The following is a 20337-nucleotide window of genomic DNA, read 5'->3' on the forward strand; positions in this document are numbered from 1 at the left end:
CCGAAACGGGTTTATTTCCACCTGTTTCGGGTAGGGTTGCGCTTATTGTGACGTCTGGCGACAACGCTCGGTGGCGAGCGCCGTCAGGCGTTTTTTATCTACCTTGCCGACGGCGGTGAGCGGCCAGTGGGTCAGAAACTCAATTTGGTCCGGAATTTTCCACGCGCTGAGCCCCAGCTGGGTTAGCTGGTGACGCAACTGTTGATAGTCAAATGGCGTCTGCTGCGCGATGATAAACGCGCAAATTCGCTCGCCAAGCAGCGTGTCCGGCGCGGCAACCACGGCGCAATCCTTTACCGCCTCCAGACGCATCAGCGCCGCTTCCACTTCCGCCGCGGCAATTTTCTCTCCGGCGCGGTTGATCTGCTCTTTTATGCGTCCCTCAACGTACAGGTTTCCCGCCTCATCGCGCCTGACATTATCGCCCGTACGGTAAAATCCTTGCGCGGTAAAGGCCCGGGCATTGTACTCGGGAGCGCGATAATAGCCCGAAATCGTGTAAGGGCCGCACGTTAATAACTGTCCGGTTTCGCCAGGCGCAACGTCGTTCTCTTCTTCGTCAACGACGCGAATTTCATCCAGGGGAGATAGCGGGCGCCCCTGGCTATGGAGAACGCTGACCAGCGGATCGTTGAGACGGGTAAAGCAAAGCAGCCCCTCCGCCATGCCGAATACCTGCTGCAGGGTGCAGTTAAAGGTGGCGATGATCTGCTCTGCCAGCGTCGGATCGAGGCGGGCGCCGCCCACCTGAATGACGCGCAGCGAAGAGAGATCGCTCTCTTCCCACTCTCTGGCCTGCGCCCAGAGCTGCGCCAGGGCCGGCACCAGCGCGACGTGCGTCGCCCGGCATTCGGCGATTAATGGCATCACCTCATCGCAGCTGGCGCTGTTGGTCAGCACCACCTTCCCGCCGCAGGCAAGCGTTCCCAGAATACCGGGACAGGCCAGCGGAAAATTATGCGCCACGGGAAGGACGGCGAGATATACGCTTTGGGCGTTGATGCCGCACAGTTCGGCAGAGGCGCTGAAGTTATAGCTATAGTCGGCGTGCCGTCGCGGAATAAGCTTTGGCGTCCCGGTGGTGCCGCCTGAAAGCAGCAGCAGCGCGGTGGCGGAAACCTCGGGCTGCCGCCACGCCTGAAGCTCGCCGTGCAGCGAGAACAGCGGCGTAAAATCGTCATCTGCGCATTGTTCGATGGTCAGAACATGACGCAAGCAGGCGTGTTTATGCATCATCTGGCGGGCCAGCCCTGCATGGTTTTCCCCGTGAATAAAATATGCGACGGGTTGCGCCAGCGCGATCAGCACGTCGATATCCAGCTCCCGCTGGGAGGGCATCGCCAGAACGGGGATCGCGCCGAGTCTTAACAAGGCGAACAACAGGATCACGAAGGCGTTGCCGTTTGGAAGCTGCACAATCACATGCTGTCCTGAACGCAACCCCAGCGAGTCTAACCCTGCGGCAAGCTGGTCGACCCGGACATCAAGCTCGCTGTAGGTTAGCGCACCCCCGTCATCAACGAGCGCTGTTTGCGTGGAATAACGCGCCGCCCAGCAGCGCAGCTGTGCGGCAATAGGTAAGGGATACTGTTCAATCAGAGTGTTAAAAGAAGCGTGCATGCGTCACCTTTCAGAAGTACTGGACTGTTTTTGCACAGCGGTCAGCGTCGAAAATGCGTCGGGAAAATGGCGGACAATCTGCGTAAAGAAGGCGCGGGATTGTTGAATGGGATAGAAGTGATCGCCGTCGATTGTGACCGGCCCGGTAACGTGGGTCAGCCACTGACGCCAGGCGTCGACCTGCTGCCGGGAGGCTTCGCGATCGCGGCTGCCGCATATGAGCAGCGCAGGCGTGCCCAGCGGCGAGGCGCGATCGGGCGATTCGTAGTGATAATGCTCGGTGGCGTAAAAATCGGCGCGCAGGAGGGGAAGAAACAGCGATATTAACTCCTCGTTTTCCCGCAGCTCAGGCGAACATCCGCCAATATCTATCAGCTCAGCGATAAAGTCGGCATCATCGCGATGGCTGAGTCGGCGTTCGGAATGGAGGTGAGGAGCATGGCACCCCGAAATAATCAGGCCATACGGCGCATGTCCTCGTTGCTCCAAAAGGCGACAGGTTTCAAACGCCACCTGCGCGCCCATACTGTGCCCGGCGAGCAGCAGCGGCGCCTCAGGAGATACGCTCTGTTGCAGTTCGTTCGCCAGCCGTACCGCCAGCGGCATAATGCTGTTGAGCGGCGTCAGATGGCGCAGGCGATCGCGTCCCGGCCAGGTTACCAGGGAAAGCGCGATGTCCGCCATAGGCTGCTCTCGCCAGCAGCGAAACGCGCTACTGCTGCCGCCCGCGAAGGGGCACATCACCAGATGCGCCGTACTGGCGCTGCGGGCGGGCCATAACGGAGTACACATGGCAGATTGCATCATCGGGACTCCTCATCGTGGCGGTAGAAAGCCGTTAACCGTTCATGACGCGGCGGCTTCAGGTGGCGGATCTCGGCATTGCCGGTCGCGCGTAAAATCTGCTGCCATAGGTACGACACCGCCAGCTGATGAGCGCCGTGGCAGGCGGCAGGCGCATTTTCGCCCGCCAGATGGCTGCGCAGCTGATGGAGTAATCTTCCGACGCCCTCAGGCCCGGCGGTTTCACAGCAATCACGCCAGCTCAGGGGCGCCGGGCTGCGCGTCTGACCCGGCGGGTCGCGCAGGATCTCCGGTCTGCGGTAGAGGCTGCGAGCATTCTCCTGATGTTCGGCGACAAACAGGCTGGATGACCAGATGACGGGGCCGTAGCTCGCCTCCAGCGAAAGATATCCTTCCGGCCATCCCAGCAGCAGACGGTGCATAATCAGGCTGTGCATATCCGGATCGTCAGGATCGAGATAGCGCTGAAGCAGCAGGCACGCCTCTCCCTCCGGCCAGTAGAGTCTCAGACAGTGAAAGTCGCTGAAGCTGCCGACCACTGCGCACGCCACGCTGGCGGCATCCACGCCCAGACCCAGCAGCAATAAATCGAGAGTGGAGTAGAGCAACTGCCGGCTGGTGGTGGCATGGACAATCGACGGCCCCTGATCCAGACAGCGACGTAACTGCTCCGCGTCCCTGAGCCACACGCGACCGGCAAGCGCGTGCGGATAAAACGTATTGACCCAATAGCAACGCCCCTGTTCCTGCGCCAGCGCTTGTAATGAACGGACATCATCCGGGTGGAGGGGATGCTCCTGAATAACGTGCGCCCCGTGAGTTAAAAAGTGCCGGGCAAGCTGCGTTCCGCTCCCGCCGGCGACGGTCGAGCGCACGACGATACAGGCGATATCCGGCATCTCCTTGATCTGTTCGAGCGAGGTATACAGCGGGATACCAAACGCCTGGGCCAGCTCTTTTGCGCGCGGGCTTCCCTGGGCCAGCAGGCCAACCAGTTCGAGCCCCTCCTGGGGCTGCATAAAGGCGTTGAGGTACATTTCGCCGAATTTGGCGCCCACAATCAGTACGCGTTGTTTGTCGAAGGTGGACGGCATCATAAGGTGTTCTCCGGTTGCGTTGAGGTTGCGCCAAGCCAGCGCTGGATATGCTGCGCGCAAGCCTGAACGTGGGGGGGCTCCAGCATGATTTGCCAGTGACTGGCTTTAATCGCATAGCGGTCGGCGCGGTCCATCCAGGCCCGCCATTCGGTCTCCGCTGGCGTCCAGCGCGCGGGTCTCATTACGGCATGCAGGATGAGGCAGGGAAGCGCAACGGCTTCGCCCGGCGTATGCCCGGCCAGTAAACGCAGCAGATGCGCGATGTTGTCGATCCACGTTTCTGCCGCTTGCCGCGTCAGGTTTTGCGGCACCATTCCCGCCGTTCTGGCAAGGTCGATGAAGACGGCAAGCTGGCGGGCGGGCGTCAGCCGGTCAAAATGTTCCGGCAGCGCCAGCGGCGTATTCCCTTCGGCTAACAGCCGCAGCAGGGCCGTCCGGTTGGCGCAACGAAAATCCTGTCGACACACGGGATCGATTAACGCCAGCCGTACCTGCTCGCCTTTGGCGTACAGACGCTGCGCGGCGCCAGCTGCAAGAAAAGCGCCGTACGACCATCCCGCCAGCACATAGGGGCCGTGTGGCTGCTGGCGACGGATGGATGCGACATACTCATCGATCATCCGATCAAGCGTGGCAAAACGCTGCGGCGATTTTGCCTGCAGGCCGAATACGCGCCTGTCCAGCGCCCGGGCAAGCGGCAGCCAGGCGCTGATATCGCCGTCGGAAGCGTGGAAAACAAACAACGTTTCATCACCCGCGCCGTGGCAAACGAGCACAGGATTGTCCTCCTCTGCCGACGAACAGGCCTGCAGATGGGCGCAGAAGTCGCTGAGCGTTGAATGGGTGAACAGATCCTGAAGGCTGGCGCTGGCAATTCCTCTGCGGTTCAGCTGCGCGACCATCCTTGTCGCCATCAGACTGTCGCCGCCCAGCGCAAAAAAGTCGTGATGTCTGGCCACGGGGCGAGAAAGCAGCGATTGCCAGAGTTCAGCGACCTGTTTTTCCAGCGTCGGATCGCCCCCGGCGACCGGGGTCGATTCGGCTGGGGCAATCTGCGCAACGGACGGGGTACGCAGCGGCGCAAGTAACGCTTCTTGTTGGCGAATCCGTAATGCGGGCAGGCCGGAGCCAAAACGCTGCTGCAGATAGCGTCTTACGGCTGCTTTATCCGGTCGATTCACGCCAGGCGAACGCGCGACCAGCAGATGCTGGCGCAGAGGCGAGGATTCCTGCGTCGGCCACGCCAGCTCGTTGACAAACCCGGCTTGCGCAAGCACTTCCTGCCACGCCGAACGGGCTAGCATGGGTTTCTCATCCCGGCGGCGGAAATCACGGTATCCGCTCAATCCCTCGATAAAGCCGACGCTCGCCAGCTGGAATACGCTGTTTCGCTCCGTCGCCTCGACGATCAGCAAACGTCCGCCGGTTTTCAGCAGCAGCTTTAATCGGCGCAACGTCTGAACGATATGACTGGCGTCGTGAAGCACATTGACGGCAATAATCAGGTCGTATCCTTCTGCCGGATGGGCGGCGAAATCCAGCGGCTGGTTAATGTCGAATAAGGCGTAAGAAACCCGCGATTGATCGTGGAAACGGCTCCGGGCATCGTTGAGGAACTGCGTGGAGACATCGGTGAAATGGTATGAACGTCGCGTGCTTTGCGTGGCCTTCAGCACCGGCTCCGCGGTGGCTGCGGTTCCGGCGCCCACCTCGAGGATGCGTTCTGCGCCGCATAGGGTGGCAATCTGTGCGGTATAGCGATTCAGACAGGCGCTGGCGGGGTTTTCGCGATACAGCGCGTCGGTTACGCGCAACGGCTCATTGAACAGCAGTTCCAGCGGCGAACACTGCCCGGAGAAAAGGTCGTCGTGGCGGGAAATAGAGGCGTCCAGATACTGCGCCAGCGCCTGACTCCATTGGGTTGGCGGGCAGGCATCCTGCGGCCCGGGGATCTCGCTGAACGCCATGCGGCAGCGCCAGCTATCCCCCTCGCGGGCCAACCATTCTCTTTCCGTCAGACACTGTAGCCACTGGCGCAGCAGACGTCGCCGGGCCCCCTGCGCGGCCAGCGCCTGTACAATTTCGCTAAAGCGATGGGCGCTCTCCGGCGAGGTGAATAAACCATGGCGAGTCAGCGTGTCGGCGATCCCTCGTAGCGCACGCGCCTCCAGCCAGCGCCAGGTCGCGTCCAGTTCATCAAGTTGCGCCTGCTCAGGCAACGGCAGCGCCAGCGAGGCGAGATCGCGCTCAGCCGGGGCGAGCGCGGAGGGCGACGGCCCCTCGGCCATGACGATATCCAGCGTTAATGCGCCATTTTCGCTTAGTTCCGCTCTGGCCCGCTGGATACCGGGATAGTCCAGCGTCGCCTGCTCAATATCCCGCAAATCGTAGTCCGTCTGCGCTTTGAGCGGCCAGCGGCGGCGCGGGTTCTGTTCGGCAATACCGCTGGCCATCGTCTGCAGGCTTTCAGGGCTGGCAATAGCGGCCTGCAGGATGGCGCAATAGTCTGTAAACATGGCTTGCGCTGTGCCCGGCACCAGCACGTTATCCATGCAGTACCAGCTAAACGTCAACTCGCCATCGCTCTCCATGACCTGATGATCCAGCCAGACCTGCGGCGTTTGCGTGAACACATAGCAGGGTTCACCGAACAGACGACTCATCGCCCGATCGATAGCCATGCCTTCCAGCGTCATTCCCAGCATGCTGGTAAACACCACCGGCATCAGCGGTTGATGCTGCGATCCGCGCAGGCGCCCCAGCTCGCGGATCACCTCGACGCCGTTCATTTCGCTGTGCGCCATGTTCTGCCACAGGCGCTGCTGGGTTCCTTGCATCTGCTCTTGCAGCGTCGCCGGCGCGGTGAAGTTAAAATCGACCAGCGTGACGGAGGTAAAATCACCAATCAACTGGTTGATTTGCGGATGAACCGGCTGGCGATTAAAGAAAGTCAGGTTCAGGGTAAATTCAGCGGTGCGGCTCCAGCGCTCGAGGGTGGCGGCAAACAGCGTGAGCAGCGCGGCAGAAGGGGTGAGCCCTTGCTGCTGCCAGCGCTGCTTAACGGCCTGCCACGCAGGCTTGCCGATCGTTGAGGTGAACGTGGTGAAGTGTGGAGTTTCCGGCGGCGTCTCCACCACCGGCAGTTCCGGCGCCAGGGGTAATTGCGGTAGTTTTTCCTGCCAGTACTCCCAGGCATCGTGCCATGCCGCCGTCTGCCGGCGCGCCTGTTCAGCCATCACATAATCGCGAAAGGTGATATCGAGCGGCGCCAGCGTCTCTCCGCGCCAGGCCTGCGCCAGATCGTCCATCATAACTTTAAAACTCTGCACATCGAACTGCAGAAGATCGAGGTTCATGTGCAGGCGATAGCGACAATCGTCGATTTCGCTGACCACCAGTTCAAAAAGAGGCCACTGGTCGGCGGGTAAAACGCGATAGCTCAGTTCCAACCGCCGTTTTTCCAGCGCCAGGCGCTGCTCCTGCGGGGAGAGCGCGCGCAGATCGTCGCGCGGGATGCGATACGTCGGGGTTGTCGCCAGAACGCGCTGTTGGCCGTCGGCATCTACCACCATTCGCAGCATATCGTGACGGGCAATAAGCTGGTTCCATGCTTTCTCCAGTAGGGAGAGGTCGAGTTCATCGTGGCGTTTATCCCACTCAAACAGCACGTGACAGGCAACGCCACCATAACCAATAAGATGGGTTCTTCCCAGCCAGTAGGCGTGCTGAATCGGCGTCAGAGGGAAGGGGGCATAACGCTCATCGGCGTCGTGCCGTAACGCTTCCGGCTGCGAAGCGGCAGGCGTCTTCTCTGGTATAGAACAGATAAGCTGCGTGAGCCCACGCGGCGACAGATCCTGCCACGCCCGTTCCGCATTGATGCGCACGCCCAGGTAGTGCTGAATATCGCTACTGAGCTCAAGGAAGAGCAGCGAATCCATGCCCAGCGGCAACAGATCCTGATTTGCCTGCAGCGATGCCGGATCGCTTAGCCGTAACTGAACTGCGATGCGTTTTTTCAGCCATGTCATTACCGCCGTTTCATCGCTCAGGCTGCCGTTAAAGACGTTGTCATCCGCAGGAGGGCTGACCGGCACTGCGGCTTTTTCTGCGGACCCGCTATGGAACAGGGCCTGTTGTAGCGGAGGCATGTTGTCGCTGAAAACACGCATCGCCAGCCGCCATGGGGCACCGCGCATCACCGCCTGTTCCAGATGCCAGCAGCCTTCGGCATTGCTTAACGCGCCCATGCCGCGGCTGGCCAGCGTCGCCAGCATTTCCGGCGTGGCCGCCCGACCGCTTTCCCCCCAGGCGCCCCAGGCAATGGTTATCGTTTTCGGAGTATCATCAGAAGTATGTTGCCGCGCCAGCCCGTCCAGATAGCCGCAGGCCAGCGCATGGGCGCTTTGACCCGGCGCGCCGAGGGCGGCGGCTGCGGAGGAGTAAAGAATAAGATAGCGTGCGTTGTGGTCGCTCAGGCTTTGCCGCAGCTGGTCTGCCGCCTGCGCTTTCACCGCGTAAACCGCGGCCAGCTGGCGATCGTCCAGATCCTGCAGCGGCCCATCAGCCAATACGCCTGCGGCGTGGATCGCCCCGGCAATGCCGCCATCGCCCGCCAGCTTATCGAGAACCCTGGTCAGCTGTCGGGCGTTGCCAACATCACAACGGCAGACGCGGATTTGCACCCCCTCGATGTCGCCCGGCCAGGAGGCATCCACGCGCGGCGCCAGCAGGGCAATACGTTGCGCCCCTTTTTCTTTGAGCCAGTTAACGGCAAGGCGGCCCAATCCGCTAAACGCGCCGGTCACCAGATGCCAGCGGGTATCGCCAGCGAAGACATTTGCCGGAAGATCGGCGGCGCGCCCTGGATTCGGCGCCAGGGAGGGGAGCCAGAGGGCGTTGCCCCTTGCGGCGAGCCAGCGCTGAGAAAGGGAGACGGCGCTCAATCCCTGACGCAGCGTTTCCCATGGCGTGTTTTCGGCCAGATCGATGGCGGCAATCAAGCGTTCCGGCTGTTCATTGGCCGCGACGCGAAGCAAAGCCCACAGAGCGTGATGAGACGCGGCGAGCGCCTCATTCTCCTCAACCTGCCACGCGCGGCGAGTGATCGCAATCAATCCTCCGGCGCCGGTGGTCAGGGCCTCCTTCACTTGTTTCGCTAACGCCAGCGTCTGTTCGCTCTCCTCGACAATAATGAGCACCGAAGCGGCCTGCGGATCGTGAAGGATACCGCATTGCGCCAGCTCATTTTCGTGCGCAAGCGTACCGGCGCTGAAGCGAAATGCCAGTGGGCGGCCATCGCTGGCGGCGCTGAAGGGCGTCCAGCGCCATTGATAATGCGTCTGCGGCGCAGGAACAGGCGCGGCGGGAGCCAGCGGCAGCCACTCGCCATCAGGATGACGGGCTTCCACGCGCATCTCGCCGCGGGAAAAGGCGGCGTTTCGCCAGCTTAAGCGCACCTCCCCCAGCCACTGCGGGGGGCTGACCTGGGGCGGTTCCACGGGGGAATTGTCGCCGTGCCGCGCTGAGAGCCGCCGCCAGGCCTCCTGCCAGCGGGCGTTAAACCGTTCCGGCTGACCCGCGCAATCGGACCAGTCGGCGAGATCATCAGCGTTATCCGGCAACGTCTGCCCCAGCGCGGATGCTGATGACGAGGATATCCCCTGACCGGGCAGCGTGGCGAGAATGATATGTTCGCTCATACCGGCGGTCGGGCTACCCTCCTGCGGTAGCCACGCCACTTTGCTGAATCCGGCACGGCGACACTGCTGCTGCCACTGTTGGGGGGTGAGGAAGAGCTCGCCTTCGCGGGCGTCGATATCCTGGAGCGGAAGCACCAGCGGGCCAAAAACGAAATCAAACAGACGCATTGGCTGGGTGATTTCGCGCATCAGCAGGCGTCCGCCCGGTTTGAGCAGAGGGCGCAGATTATCGAGCGTGCGGCCAATATGGCGAGTGGCGTGGATTACGTTCGCCGCCACGATAAGATCGTATGAGTTTGCCTGGAACCCCTGGGACTGCGCCTCTTTTTCGAGATCCAGTTCGTGGTAGCGCACAAAGCCATAGTCGGCGAATTTCTGCTGGGCGCGGCGGGTAAACAGGGCGGAGATATCGGTGAAGTGGTACTCCAGCGCCGGAACGCCGTTGAGTTCCGGCAGCAGCCACGCGGTGGTGCCGCCGGTACCGCCGCCGACTTCCAGGATTCGTAAAGGGCGCTGGGGCTGACGCGTCTGGACGAGACCGCGTAAGATACCGGCGGCGATTTGGTTGAAATAGCGGCCAAAGCTGAATTCCTGATAGAGGACCTCCACGCCGTCGGAGGCGCCCTGCGGGAAGATGATCGCCACCGGCTCTTCCTCGCCGCTCATCATTTCATACAGCCGTTCGCCGGCGCGGGCGATGGTCTCGGGAATAGCCTGAAAACCTTCACAATAGCCAGCAAGCTCCGCCAGCAGAGCTTCCCTCTGCTCATGTTCAATCGGGCGGGCGCGGAAATAACGCCCGTCAGCGTAGCGGTAGTCGCCGTCGGCCACGCAGTTATTCAGCAGGCGTTGAAGCAGCTGCTGGTAGCGCGGCAGCAGACGGCCTCGGCGCATAATGGTCATGGCGTCGACGCCGCTGGCAATGGCATCGTCCGCACAGCGTTGTACCAGCCGATCGACATAGATGGCGTGTAGCCGCGTGGCGCAGCGTTTAAGCGCTTCCAGCCGGGGAAGATCGAGCGCTGCCGCGGCGCGACTCGCCACCTCAGCGCCGGCGGACAGCGCGACGTCGTCAGGCTCGCAAACGTTGGAAACGTGCTCTTTCCAGTAACGCTCGGTCGCGAACGGATAGCGTGGCGCAGAGATACGTTGCCCATTGCCCGCCAGTAAGTCTGCCCACGGCAGGGTGACGCCGGCGGCGTACAGCTGGAGCAGCGCCTGATTCAGGACAGCGCTCGCCTCCTGGTTACGGCGGGCGCTGGCTATCCAGTAAGCGTTATCCCGGTATTCGCGCTGTCCGGAGGCAATCAGCTGGGCATCGGGTCCCATCTCTACAAAAACGCGGGCGCCGAGCTTGTGCGCCGCCTGAATACTCTGGATAAAGCGCACCGGCTGGCGCATATGGCGGCGCCAGTAATCCGCCTGATTGAGCGTCGACGCATCTATGGCCCCGGCGGTGAGGGTGGAAATAAGCTGTAGCTGCCCGGGCTCTGCGTGCAGCCCGGCGCAGGCGTCCTGAAAACGATCGAGTATCGGCTCCAGTAAGGCGGAGTGCGCCGCGCCGGAAACGCTCAGGCGACGATAGCTGATATCACGCTGCGAAAGCGCGGCGCAAAATTCCGCAATACGGGCTTCCGGCCCGGAAAAGACCGTATGCCGGGTGCCGTTGTTGGCCGCCAGATCCAGCTCAAACTGGCGGGCCAGCGGCATCAGCGCCTCTTCTTGCGCGAACACCGCCACCATCGCGCCGTTTGCGCACAGCTGCATCAGCGCCCCGCGGCGGCAAACCAGCGGCATAACCTGTTCAATCGTATAGTGTCCGCAGACCACGGCGGCGGCAAATTCGCCCACCGAGTGACCGATGGCGTAATCCGGCTGCAATCCCTCGGCGCGCCAGTGCGCCGCCATGGCGATTTCAAAGGCAACGATGGCTGGCTGCGCCCAGGTCATCTCCTCCAGCTGCGCCGAGTCGGGATTAAACATCGCGTCGCGCAGGGAGGGCGTGAGCATTTCACGACAGGCGGAAAAACAGCGTTCAAGCGTGTCGGCAAACACCTTCGAACGCTGGCACATGGCGTGGCCCATGGTCCGCCAGTGCGAGCCCTGCCCGGTAAACAGCCACACCTGCCTACCGCTGACGCCGTGGCCGCTATAAACCGGCGCCCCGGCCTGTTCTCCAGCCCAGGCGCTAAGGGCAGCGGCGGTATCATCATTTAATGCCGTCGCCAGACGAAAGGGGAGATCGAGACGGCGGGCGCGCAAAGCCGTGAAGGCCAGATTACTGGCATCCGCGTTTTCCCTCAGCGCCCGAGCATAGTCCGTAGCCAGCTGCCGCAACGCGGTGTCGCTGGCGGCGCTGAGCAGCAGCGCGGTGCTCCTGCTACCGTCATCCGCACCAGGCAACGGTAATTTGAGCTCATCGGGCAGCGAGGCGACGATCATGTGGCAGTTTGTGCCGCCAATGCCAAAGGAGGAGACGCCCGCGTAGCGTACTTCGTCCTGCCACGCCTGGGCCGTCACCGGCACGGTGAACGGGCTTTCGTCGAGCTTGAGCGCCGGGTTTGGCGTGGCAAAATTTAGCATCGGCGGAATTTGTCCGCGGTTGACCGCGAGGACGGTTTTCAGCAGCCCGGCAATCCCGGCCGCCGTATCCAGATGGCCAACATTGCTTTTCACCGAACCGAGCGCGCAGCGCTGATGCGGCGGGCGGGGCGCATAAACGTTGCGCAGCGCTTCAATTTCAATCGCGTCTCCCAGCGGCGTGCCGGTACCGTGGGTTTCAATGTAGCCAATCTGTCTGTCATCGATCGCCGCCAGCATTAACGCCTCTTCGATGACCGCTTGCTGTCCTGCCACCGACGGCGCGGTATAACCCACTTTTCGGCTACCGTCGTTGTTGACCGCGCTGGAGAGGATCACGGCAATAATCGGATCCTCTGACAGCAGCGCATCTCTCAGGCGGCGCAGTACCACGCAGCCGAGACCGTTGCCGGCCCAGGTGCCTTCTGCCGAGGCGTCAAAAGGGCGACAGTGGCCATCGGGAGAGAAAATCATCCCGGGCTGGTAGCGGTAGCCCGCCTGCTGGGGGAAAGAGAGCGCCACGCCGCCGGCCACCGCCATATCGGACTCCCCCGCGCGCAAGCTTTCGCAGGCCAGATGCACCGCAACCAGCGAACTGGAGCAGGCGGTCTGTATCGATAGCGCCGGGCCGTGCAGATTGAGCTTATACGCGGCGCGGGTGGCAATATAGTCCTTATCATTACCCATCAGCGACTGCAGACCCTTGACCTGCGCGACTTCCGTGACGTTCAGGGCTTCGCGGCCGGGATAGGTGCTCATCCGGGAAGAGGCGAAAACGCCGGTCTTGTGGGGGACGGCGCCGGGGGCATAGCCGGCATGCTCCAGCGCATGCCAGACCGCCTGCAAAAACAGCCGCTGCTGCGGATCGATAGATTCGGCTTCTTGCCGCGAGTAGCCAAACAGGGCGGCGTCGAAGCAGTCGGCGTTGTCTAAAACCGTCCCGATATTGACGTAATGAGGATCGTCAATCACCGCGGCATCCAGACCGGCGGCCAGCAGCGCCTCGCGGGTAAAGCGCCTGCTGCATTCACGGCCTTCCAGCACGTTTTGCCAGAACGTTTCGCCATCGGGCGCTTCAGGAAAATGGCAGGCGTAGCCGATCACCGCGACAGGTTCGCAGTCCGGGTAGCGTTCAGCGATCGATGCATCAATGGAATCTGCTGTCGGCGCAGAAGAGAAGCGCAAGTTATCCATAATCGGTCTCGTTTCCTAAGAGTCACAAAGTCAATGGCACGCCGCGCTTGCGCGACGGCGTCCCGGAAAAATCAGTTTGGTTCGCGCTAAATCCGCCGCTGGCGTCGGCGAACCGGGCGAGAGCGTGGGGCTTTCTCCTCCATCGCGACGCCGGTAAGGTATTCGGCCAGAGCGGCTGGAGAGGAGTGGGTAAAGAGATCAAGCAGCGTCAGCGTGGAAAATTCGTGACGTTGTAACAAAACGTGCAGCTGCACCAGATTCAGCGACGTGGCGCCCGCCTCAAAAAAGTTATCCGCGGGCATAATCGATTCGCCCACCACCTCGCGAAAGGCGTCGCAAATCAGACGGACAGTGCTCTCGTCCGCCGCCACGCCGGACACCGGGCGCTCAGGGCAACCGCGCGGAGCGGGAGCGGGGCTTGGTTCCGCGAGTTTAACGGGGGGAACCAGCGCGGCGAGCGGAAGCTGCCAGCAGCTCTCTTCCTCGGCCATCCGATTGAGCAATTCGCCATACTGGGCAAACTGCCGCTCCACCTGTTCGGCAGGAAACAGGGCGGCGACAAAATCCCAGTTAAAGCGCAATTCACCTTCGGACTCATAAACCTGGTGATCGAGCCAGACCTGCGGCGTCTGCGAGATACCCCAGACCGGTTTGAGTAAATTGCGCCGGGCGAGGAAATTATCCTGCGCGAAGCCGAGCGCGCTGGTGAAGACGACCGGCATGGTCACGGCGGGCAGATTTTGCCGTTGCGCCAGCTGACGCATCACGCGGATGGCGGATACATCGCGATAATTGAGGCTCTGGCTCAGGCGCTGCTGCAGTCGCTGCGCGCTGTGCAGCCAGTTGTCGCCAGGCCGCCAGCTCAGCAGCATCAGCGAGGTGAAGTCGCCCAGAATCTGGTTGATTTGGGGATGCACCGGACGGCGGTCGAAAAGCGTCAGGTTGAGCGTGAAGTCAGGCCGCGCGCTCCATGCCGAGAGCACCGTCGACCATACCGATAAGAGTAAGGCCGACGGGGTAAGGTGGGCTTCAGCCGCCCGCTGTTTCAATCGGCGCCAGCGCGCGCTGTCCATGGCCCCGTTCAGGCGGGCAAAGCGCGGCGTCGCAACGTCCTGAGGCAAGCAGCGCAGCTGCAGCGCCGGCGCCGGAGGGATATCGTCCAGCTGAGTCTGCCACCAGGCCAGGGAGTCTGGGTCTGGCGCCCGCAGCGCGGGTTGCTGCAGATAATCCCTGAAAGTGACGGGGAGCGGCGGCGGCAGCTGTTGCGGATAGCGATAGCCGTTTTCCAGCTCCGCCAGCAGGATCTGCATGCTTAGCCCGTCAAGCAACAGGTTATCCAGGCACAGCCAGAGTCGGGCGGGCATCCCGTCGACGTATCCGACCTGGAGATCGAATACCGGCCAGATTTCGGGGTTGAGTACCTGATGCGCCAGTTTTTCACGTAGCCGCAGCGCCTCGTCTGGCGTTGGGCAAACGTGCGCGGGTATGATCCAGGGGGGAGTCTGTTCGAGAACCTGCAGCTGTCCATCGTGAACAACGGCGCGCAGCATATCGTGGCGGACGATTAAACGATTCCAGACCCTCTCCAGCCGGCGGATATCCAGATCGGCAACCTCAAATTCAACGAAGAAGTGGGAGCCTACGCCGCCCAGGGCAAACCCCGGCTGCCGTCCGACCAGGTAGGCCTGCTGCACGTCGGTAAGCGCGAAAGGCTGGTAGCGATCTTCAGGATAGTGGGTGAATGGCTGTTCGACCGGGAGGTCGGTTTTACGCAGGGTAGCGGCAAAATCCGCCAGTCGGGGATGATTAAACAGATCGCTTAATTGCGCGGTATAACCCGCCTGATGGAGCTGTCCGGTCAGCCGGGTGGCCAGCAGGCTGTCGCCGCCTTGCTGGAAAAAGTCGGTCTCCCGAGTGACGGTGCCGATCGACAACAGCTGCTGCCAGATGGCGGCCACGCATGTTTCCGTATCGCCCTGAGGTAAATCCGCTTCGGCCGATGTTTCCGCCTCAGGGGTATGGCGACGGGTCAGCGCCTGATAGTCAATTTTCCCGTTAGCGGTCAGCGGGAAAGCGTCAAGGAAGTGGATCCGTTGCGGCACCATCCACCCGGGCAAGCGTTCGGCAAGGGCGGCCTGTAGTTTACGCGGGTCCCGGCGCATCTGGCTGGCCGGGCACTGGACGAGGAAGCGTTGTAATCCGCCGATTTCATCGCCATGCTGACAGCTGAAGTCGGCGGCGCTGAATATTGTTGCCCACGCTGCGCTGTTATGCAGTAAAGTCTCCGGTTGTCCAGCGGTTAACAGAAGCGTGCTGAGCAGGGCAGACGGCGTCAACTGGCGAAACTCCATGACGTAGAGCAGCGCTCCGGGGACGGCGAGCCGTTGTAAGGTCGTAAGGAGTCCGGGATCTTCTGGCAGCAAACGATGCAGGGCATTATTCAGCCAGACAATGTCCGCCGAATGCGCGTGCGCCGCCAGCGTCTCCGCATTCCAGAGGGCCAGACGGGCATCAGGCCATGGGGCAAGCCGCTGTCTGGCGCTCAGCAGCAGCTCCTGGCTATGTTCAAGCCCGACATACTCAACCTCGCCAGCGTTGAGGCGGGACAACAGGCACTCTGCGGCGCGGGCGGTGCGGACACCCACCTCCAGCAGGCGTACCGGGCGCTGTAACCGTCGGGAAAGCTGTTGGCACATTGTCGCCAGCTCCTCGATATACAAGGCGCTGGCCGGATGGTCGAAAGCCAGACTTTCCGGCGACCACCGCGCATCGTTCAGTAATGACAGTTCGTGGCGCGCGCCGCGAAGAATCTGCATTAAGGTGAGGTCATGCCCGCTGAACGAAGGATGGCGCTTTTCCGGCGCTTCTGCCGCGCAGACCTGATAACCCTCAGCGGCGGGCTGCAGCCGCTGTTGAGCCGCAAGAAAGGCTAACCAGCGTTCCATCACGGCCTGCCAGCGCGGCTGGATAGCGAGCGAATCGATCAGGGAGAGCGGATCGACGTCAGAGGCGTGGCCCGGATGCAGTTTTAACAGACGATACTGCAGAAAATCAGCGACCTGAGCGGCGGAGATTTCTGGCGGGCAGGCGCAGCAGGGCAGCGTTCCTGCCAGGGTACGCCATTCCTGCGGCAGCAACGGATCGCGATGATGGGGAACGCAAAAAGCCTCCCCCTGAGGAACAACCCAAGCCGCCAGGGTCTTCTCTTTCTCCCCGATCGCCTGAACGGTGGCTTGTTTCACGCCCGCCACCTGGCCGAGCGCGCTCTCAATTTCGCCCAGCTCGATGCGATATCCCCCGACCTTGACCTGCTTATCGCGGCGGCCGAGGAACTCTAAGGTACCGTCTGGCCAGTAGCAGCCGAGATCGCCGGTGCGATACCAGCGCTCGCCCGATTGCGTCAAAAACTGCTGCTCGCTGCGTAGGGGATCGTTGAAATAGCCTTCAGCGACCCCGAGGCCGCCAATCCACAATTCGCCAGGCACCCAGTCGGGGCAGTCCCGGCCCCGCTCATCGACTACCCGGTAGCGCTGGTTAGCCAGCGGAAAACCGTAGGGGATGGCGCGCCAGTGCTCAGGAACCTCTCTGACCTCGCAGACGTTAGACCAGATAGACGCCTCGGTGGCGCCGCCCATAGCGATAAACTGCCCTTGCGGCCGATAGGCCCGAAAGCGGGCGGGAAGATCGAGACCGATCCAGTCGCCGGAAAGCATTACCGCGCGCAGATTTGCCGGCGCAGCATCGGCAAAACCCTCGCACCAGGTCAGCAGCATATCGAATAGCGCCGGGACGCTGTTCCAGAGCGTGACCTGATGGCGTCGGATCAGTTCACACCACGCGCGGGGATCGCGCCGTTGCTCTTCCATCACCATAACCAGCGCGCCGCCGGCGCTCAGGACGCCAAAAATGTCATATACCGATAAATCAAAATGCAGGCCGGACAGCGCCAGCACCCTGTCGCCTGGACCTACCTGATAGCGGTTATTGATATCGCAACAGGTGTTGAGCGCTCCCCGGTGAGAAATGACCACGCCTTTCGGTGTGCCGGTAGAACCGGAGGTGTAGAGAATATAGGCCGGTTGTGTCGGTGCGCGAACCACCGGGTTGCCGATCGGTTCATCCTCAATGGCCTGCTGCCAGGCAAGCAGGGGAACATCGTCTGACCACGCGCTGGCGTCGTGCTGGCAAATGAGCACCAGCCGAACGCTGGCGTCAGCATAGATTTTCTTGCGCCGCGCGGCGGGCTGGTCCAGCGAAACCGGAACGTAGACCGCCCCGGCCAGCAGCACGGCCAGCACCGCAACCAGCTGTCCCGCGCCTTTTGACATGCCGATCGCCACATTGTCGCCCGGCTGCACCCCGCACGCGATTAACCTGCCGGCGCAACGGCGGGCAAAGTCCGTCAGTTCACGGTAGTTCCACTGATAATGAGCATCTGTGACCGCCAGCGCCTCCGGCTGCTGGAGGGCGATGCGGAAAATGCCTTCATGCAGCAGTCCTGCGGGAATGGGCGCGTCGGTCGCGTTGACCCGCTGGCGAATCGCGCGCTGCCTGGCGGGCAGGGTATCCGGGAACGGTTTTTGCCATGCGCTGTCATCTTCGCAGAGCTGGTTAATCAGCTGGCAGTAGGCCGCGAACAACGTCGCTACTAATGCCGGAGGGAACAGGGCGTCATTGCTGTCCCATTGCAGCCAGACCTCGCCTTGATGTTCGAAGGCCAGATGATCTATCCACACCTGCGGCGTCTGCGAGATGCCCCAGTCCGGCTCGGCCAAAGGCGGTTCCGCGCGGCTGCTGTAGAGAGAGCGTCCCAGATTGCTGGTAAATACCACCGGGGCCCCGTGGGGATAGCGCTGCTGGCGTTTGAGCTCCCGGAGGAGTTCGACGCCGGACCAGTGACGATGCTCCCAGTCTTCGGTAAAGGTCAGTTGATTCTTCTGCGCGAGGCCGCTGACGGTATCGCCGTCGCAGGCGGTATCCAGCAGCAGAATATTGGTGAAGTCGGCAAGCATAGCGCTAACCGCCGGGTGCAGCGGTTGGCGGTCGAATAACGTTACGTTGAGCAGCAGCCGCGTCAGGCCGCTCCAGCGAGCCAGGACGGCGGAAAAACAGGTTGCCAGCGCCATTGTCGGGGTGACGCCGTAGTCACCGGCCCGTTGGCTGAACGCATGCCACTGTTTGGCCGGGACAATCATGCGGCGTCGGGTATTACGGACTTCACGTAGCGCGGAGGGGTCGCAGGCCAGCGGCAAGTGCGGCGCAGGAGGAAGCGCAGGCGCTTTCGCCAGCCAGTACGCGCGGGCTTCGTCTCGCAGCGGTTGATGCACCTTCTGCTGGTGCAGCAAATAGGAGCGGAAATCATAGCGGGGGTCGATAGCCGGCAGCGATTCGCCCGCCAGCAGAGCATTAAGCTCATCGAAGAAGAGCGTAAAGCTGGAGGCATCCATAATCAGCAGGTCAATATTGACATGGAGGCAGTGGCGATTATCGGGCAACAGCGTCAGCTGAAAATCAAACGTTTCGCCGATCTCCACGCGTAAAAGGCGGTGGCTCAGGCGCTGGCGCAGGGCGTCCAGATAGACCTGGCGGCTGGCGGCGTCGTTCTGGCGCAGATCATGAACCGTCACGCCGTTCCAGTAAGGTTGCTTTAACCAGACCTGCTGTCCGTCGGTGCGAAAGGCGATATGCAGCATCGGGTGGCGCTGCATCAGGATCGCGATGGCCTGTTCCAGCTTTTCCGCCGTCAGAGAATAGCCGGCAAACTCCTGATACAGATGGCAGCCCACGCCGCCGAGGGGCTGTCCAGGCATTCGCCCCGTCAGGTAGGCATGCTGGACCGGCGTCAGAGGGAAGGGGGTACCCTCGGTCATGGTCGGCCAGACGCTTTCGCCGGATGCCGTTTCCTCCGCCGGTTTCTCCGGGGAACGGCTGCGCATCAGCTGGCGCCACCCGCCCAGCGTGGGGGCGGCATACAGTTCGCGCAGGGTCACGCGGTAGCCCCTTTTACGAAACCAGTCTAACCATCTCATCAATCTGATTGAATCCAGGCCCGCCTGGATCAAATTGCACGCTTCATGTAGCTGCTGCGGCGTTAAATTTAGCTCCTGCGTGAGCCGCTCGCGTAATTGTTGATAATCAGCCGCGTTGCCGTTGTCCGGTAACTGCGGTTCCTGAGATGGTGCGCCAGAAATCATTCTTCCTCCTGATGGCACGTCTTAGCGGAAAACACTCCTTACATGAGAATAATAATTATTAACAATTGAGTGCTACCCGAAACGGGTCTATTTATGCCCGTTTCGGGTTAATCACTGGAGGAAAGCACTGAGGCCCGGAGGGGGTTTCCGGGCCGCTGGCGGGGAGGGGGCGATCGGCGATCAGATGACGCGTTTAAAGCTGGAAGGGGTGACGCCAAACTGTTTCTGGAAAGCGGCAGAGAAGTGGCTGGCGTTGGCGTAGCCCAGATCGGCGGCTACCGTCATAACGGAGGTATTGCCATTGGCCAGCCTTCTTCGTGCCTCCTGCATGCGTTCAGCCTGAAACAGGCCATAGACGCTGTTGTTAAACAGAACGCGGAAGCCACGCTTAATTTTCAGCACGCTCAAACCGGACTCTCTCGCCAGCTCAGCAACGCCCGGCGCCTGCGTCAAATCGGCCAGCAGCAGATCCTTTGCCCGCAGCAGTTTCTGGCGCTCCACCGGGTTGAAGTGGCAGGAGAAGCAGCTGGCGTCTTCGCGGTGCTCATCCAGGACCAGGCTTAGCATCACCAGACTCTGTCCCTGTAGCCAGAGCGTCGAAGGTTTTTGTTCATGGCTGAATCCGCCGTGCATCCGCATTAGCGCATGACGCAAAGCCTGGGCCGTTAAATGGGTTTCCGCATTGCAGCGCTGCTGCTGGCAACAGCAGTGGGAGTCGATCTTATTTTTAATGACTGTACTGATATCCGGTACCCACAGCGCGAGGGTTTCAGGGCTGAAGGAGAGGGTGATGCTCTCGAATCGGCCGCCGTAGGAGGCGCTGCCGCGGCAATCTGGCGTGTGGGTAATGTAATGGCGATTGCGGGCCAGCTCCCACTCGGTGTGGCGTCTGAGCCCCTGGATGGCAAAACGCGAGGTGCCCTCGAGGATGCACGAGAAGTTAATCCTGCCCAGATCATCGTGAAGCTGTAACGTCTCAGGCTGCGCAAAATGGCCTCTCCAGAGCAAAATATCCATCCCTTCCTGCAACGAACAGCGCAGCAGTTCACACTGGGCCGGGATAGTACCGTCGTTAGCGGGTTTCCCGACCACCAACTGATGAATTGAGATTGCAGATTGCGTTTGTGGTGACTCCGTCATGACCGG

General features: G+C 61.6%; 6 protein-coding genes. All 6 read right to left on the reverse strand.

Annotation, left to right across the window (positions count from 1 at the left end; translation table 11 throughout):
- Positions 1-42: 42 nt before the first annotated feature.
- Positions 43-1620, reverse strand: a complete 1578-nt coding sequence (locus ABLV75_RS04530) for an AMP-binding protein (RefSeq protein ID WP_348854894.1) — start codon at positions 1618-1620, stop codon at positions 43-45.
- A 3-nt stretch (positions 1621-1623) separates the two neighbouring features.
- Entirely contained in the window at positions 1624-2427 is an 804-nt protein-coding gene (locus ABLV75_RS04535; RefSeq protein WP_047719829.1) for an alpha/beta fold hydrolase, read from the reverse strand.
- Positions 2424-3521: a Gfo/Idh/MocA family oxidoreductase gene (locus ABLV75_RS04540; protein WP_047719830.1), complete on the reverse strand. Its 1098-nt coding sequence runs from the start codon at positions 3519-3521 to the stop codon at positions 2424-2426. The genes ABLV75_RS04535 and ABLV75_RS04540 overlap by 4 nt, the downstream gene beginning before the upstream one ends.
- Positions 3518-12997: a yersiniabactin polyketide synthase HMWP1 gene (gene irp1 / locus ABLV75_RS04545; RefSeq protein ID WP_048257958.1), complete on the reverse strand. Its 9480-nt coding sequence runs from the start codon at positions 12995-12997 to the stop codon at positions 3518-3520. The genes ABLV75_RS04540 and irp1 overlap by 4 nt, the downstream gene beginning before the upstream one ends.
- 86 nt (positions 12998-13083) lie before the next feature.
- Positions 13084-19191 (reverse strand): amino acid adenylation domain-containing protein, encoded by a 6108-nt coding sequence (locus tag ABLV75_RS04550; RefSeq protein ID WP_348854895.1) that lies wholly within the window; start codon positions 19189-19191, stop codon positions 13084-13086.
- 180 nt (positions 19192-19371) lie between these two features.
- On the reverse strand, positions 19372-20331 hold the full coding sequence (ybtA, locus tag ABLV75_RS04555) for a yersiniabactin transcriptional regulator YbtA (RefSeq protein WP_023329710.1): 960 nt from the start codon (positions 20329-20331) through the stop codon (positions 19372-19374).
- Positions 20332-20337: the final 6 nt, after the last annotated feature.

Origin of the sequence: Klebsiella sp. CN_Kp066 (genome assembly GCF_040065135.1) — a bacterium.
Taxonomy (GTDB): domain Bacteria; phylum Pseudomonadota; class Gammaproteobacteria; order Enterobacterales; family Enterobacteriaceae; genus Klebsiella; species Klebsiella oxytoca.